Genomic DNA, 3,253 nt, shown 5'->3' on the forward strand with positions numbered 1-3,253 from the left:
GGGCTGTGCGCTCACGACGCGGCCCCGTCCAGGCCCAGCAGGCGCACTGCGTTGTCCTTGAGGATCTTCGGGCGGACCTCGTCGGTGAAGGACTGCTGCTCGAAGGCGCCCAGCCACTTCTGCGGGGTGATCAGCGGGTAGTCGGTGCCGAAGAGGACCTTGTCCTGCAGCATCGCGTTCGAGGCCTTCACCAGGGACTCCGGGAAGTACTTGGGCGACCAGCCGGAGAGGTCGATCCACACGTTGGCCTTGTGCGTGGCGATGGAGTTGGCCTCCTCCTGCCACGGCACCGAGGGGTGGGCCATGATCACCTGCAGCTCGGGGAAGTCCGCGGCCACCGCGTCCAGCAGCAGCGGGTTGGAGTAGGCCAGCTTGATCCCGGCCCCGCCGGGCAGGCCCGCGCCCATGCCGTTCTGCCCGGTGTGGAACAGCGCCGGCACCCCCAGGGCCTGGATCGCCTCGTAGAGGGGGTAGAAGCGCTGGTCCGAGGGGTCGAAGCCCTGCAGGGAGGGGTGGAACTTGAAGCCCTTCACCCCGTGGTGCTCCACGAGCTTCTTCGCCCGCTCCGCCGCCGCGGCACCCTGGTGCGGGTCCACGGAGCCGAAGGGGATGAGCACGTCGTTGTTGCGCGCGGCCCCTTCGGCGATCTCCTCGATGGAGTTGGGCGCATGCCCCAGGGCGGTGGTGGCGTCCACGGTGAACACCACAGCGGCCATGTTCCACTGCCGGTAGCGGGCCGCGATGGTGTCCAGGGACGGGGAGCGGTCTTCTGCCTTGAAGTACTTGGCGGACGCCTCGGTCAGTGCTGCCGGCAGCGACGGGTGCCCGTGGCCGTCGCACTCGATGTGCACGTGCATGTCGATGGCGTCCAGGGACGCCAGATCCAATCCGTACTCGTAGGCCATGGCGGGGTCCTACGCCTGCTTCGCCGGGGCTGAGGGCTGCAGCTCGGCCGGCAGCGGCGGGAAGGTCTCCCCGACCGGCTGGAGGTGGCCGGCGACGATCGCCGGGAGCTGCTCGCGCAGGGCCTCGAAGGTCCAGCCGCCGTCGCGGTACTCGGTGACCACGGGGGCGGGGTGGCTGAAGACCTGGAGGCGGTCCCCGCCGGCGCCGATGGCCTGGCCGGTGATCCCGGCGGCGTCGTCGGAGGCGAGGTAGGCGACCAGCCCGGCGACGTCGGCGGCGGTGCCGAAGCCCAGCTCCTTGCGGAAGAACGCGGGCATGGGCTCCCCGGCCCGGTCGGCCTCGACGGCGGAGGCGAAGTAGGGCACGGTTTCGGTCATGGCGGTGGCGGCCACGGGGATCACGGTGTTGGCGGTCACCCCGGCCTTGCGCATCTCCAGGGCCCAGGTGCGGACCATGCCCACGATCCCGGCCTTGGCGGCGGCGTAGTTGGTCTGCCCGAAGTTGCCGTACTGGCCGGTGGGGGAGCCGATGGTGATGATGCGCCCGGCCACGCCGTTGTCCTTGAAGTACCGGTAGGCCTCGCGCACGCAGGTGAAGGTGCCCCGCAGGTGCACCTGGATCACCAGGTCGAAGTCCTCGTCGGTCATCTTCAGCAGGGACTTGTCGCGCAGCACCCCGGCGTTGGTGACCAGCACGTCCAGGCGCCCGAACGCCTCCACGGCGCCGGCGACCAGGGCGGTGGCGGTCTCAGTGGTGCCCACCGGGGCCACCACGGCCACGGCGCGCCCGCCGGCGGCGGTGATGGAGGCCACCGCGGCCTCGGCGGTCTGCTGGTCCACGTCATTGATCACCACGGCCGCGCCCTGGCGGGCGAGCTCCTGGGCGTAGGCCAGGCCGAGGCCCTGGCCGGAGCCGGTGACGACGGCGACCTTGCCGGTCAGCGGTGCGGTGCTGTTGTCGGTCATGGGAGGAACTCCTCGTGCTCGGGTCCGGGGGGCCGCCGTCTGTGACGCCGGTCACCGCTATAGGGTCCCGACCATTCCACCGCCGTTAGTTGAAAATGTCAACAGTTAATAAGTTCCATCTATGCTGGTGTCGTCCCCTCCTATCCTGGAGACCCATCGCCCCCGCCGGAGGATCGCCGCCATGACCGCACAGCCGCCCGCCTTCACCGCCCGGGACGACTCTCCCCCCGGCGGCATCGAGCGCCTGGCGGGGACCGACCTGGCCGGCGAGTCGTTCTTCCTCATGGCCCGGCTCGCCTCGACGGGCTCCGCCGCAGCGAACCGCGCGCTCGCGGACCTGGGGCTCAAGGTGCGCCACTACTCCGTGCTGGCGCTGGCCTGCAGCGGGGAGGAGCCCACCCAGCGGGAGCTCAGCCAGTTCCTCGTGCTGGACCCGAGCCAGATCGTCTCCATCATCGACGAGCTCGAGCAGCGGGGCGCCGTCGAGCGCCGCACCGACCCCCGCGACCGCCGCTCGAAGATCGTGGCGCCCACGGGGGCGGGCCGGGAGCTCTACGCCGAGGCCCAGGGGCTCGTGGCGGCCGCGGCGGCCGAGTCGCTCGACGGGCTCTCCGTGGCCGAGCGCCAGGACCTGCTCCGCCTCCTGCAGAAGGCGGCCTTCTAGTCCACGGGGCCCGGAGAAACCCTCCGCCGCCCCTGGACAACGTGATGCACCTCTCACTAGTCTGACCCCATCAATAATAGATTTTTTCAACTATTGGTGTGGACGAGTGCCTCAGGAGGCGACCGCATGCGCAATCAGGGACTGGGATCGTGGCTAACCCGCCGGCTGGTGAAGTCGGGCCCGAAGACGGCCGTGGTCCACGGGGAGCGCGCCCTCACCTACGCCGAGCTGCACGACCGGACCCGCCGGCTGGCGGGTGCGCTGTCCGCCCACGGCGTGCGTCCCGGCGACCGCGTGGCGGTCCTCGGGGAGAACAGCCCCGAGTTCCTCCAGGTCCTGTTCGCGGCGGGCGCGCTCGGGGCGGTGCTCGTCCCGCTCAACACCCGCCTGGCCGCCCCGGAGATCCGCTACCAGCTCGAGGACGCGGGCGTGTCGGTGCTGATCCACGACGCGGATCTTACGGGTCTGGCCGAGCCGGCCGCCCGGGGCCTCCCGCGGCTCACCCGCTGGGTCGTCGCCGTGGAGACCGCCGGCGAGGAGACCGCCGGCGGGGTCCCCACGCTCGCGTCGGTGGCCGACGCGGCGCAGCCCTGGACGCAGGACGTCCCCGTGGCGCTCGACGACCTCGCCCTCATCCTCTACACCTCGGGCACGACCGGCCGCCCCAAGGGAGCCTGCCTCACGCACGGCAACTTCACGTGGAACTGCTTCAACGTCC

Annotated in this window: 4 protein-coding genes; 2 read left to right on the top strand and 2 right to left on the bottom strand. The window is 71.2% G+C overall.

The features are described from left to right. Positions 1 to 11: 11 nt before the first annotated feature. Positions 12 to 905 (bottom strand): amidohydrolase family protein, encoded by an 894-nt coding sequence (locus VN520_RS11480; RefSeq protein ID WP_325746779.1) that lies wholly within the window; start codon positions 903 to 905, stop codon positions 12 to 14. Positions 906 to 914: 9 nt separating this feature from the next. Further along, entirely contained in the window at positions 915 to 1,871 is a 957-nt protein-coding gene (locus VN520_RS11485) for an SDR family NAD(P)-dependent oxidoreductase (RefSeq protein ID WP_325746780.1), read from the bottom strand. A 181-nt stretch (positions 1,872 to 2,052) separates the two neighbouring features. Between VN520_RS11485 and VN520_RS11490 the strand changes: the two genes are divergently transcribed. Together VN520_RS11490 and VN520_RS11495 are read left to right on the top strand one after the other, a co-directional pair. After that, complete coding sequence (locus VN520_RS11490; protein ID WP_325746781.1) at positions 2,053 to 2,535, top strand: MarR family winged helix-turn-helix transcriptional regulator; 483 nt, start codon at positions 2,053 to 2,055, stop codon at positions 2,533 to 2,535. 126 nt (positions 2,536 to 2,661) lie between these two features. Beyond that, a partial coding sequence (locus tag VN520_RS11495; RefSeq protein WP_325746782.1) for an AMP-binding protein occupies positions 2,662 to 3,253 on the top strand: 592 nt, incomplete at its 3' end.

Origin of the sequence: Streptomyces sp. (assembly GCF_035563135.1) — a bacterium.
In the GTDB taxonomy this organism is placed as follows: Bacteria; Actinomycetota; Actinomycetes; order Streptomycetales; family Streptomycetaceae; genus Streptomyces.

Bases quoted from the DNA above. Each gene is read 5' to 3' on its own strand.
- VN520_RS11485 (WP_325746780.1), bottom strand. From the start codon at position 1,871: ATGACCGACAACAGCACCGCACCGCTGACCGGCAAGGTCGCCGTCGTC.
- VN520_RS11480 (WP_325746779.1), bottom strand. From the start codon at position 905: ATGGCCTACGAGTACGGATTGGATCTGGCGTCCCTGGACGCCATCGAC.
- VN520_RS11490 (WP_325746781.1), top strand. From the start codon at position 2,053: ATGACCGCACAGCCGCCCGCCTTCACCGCCCGGGACGACTCTCCCCCC.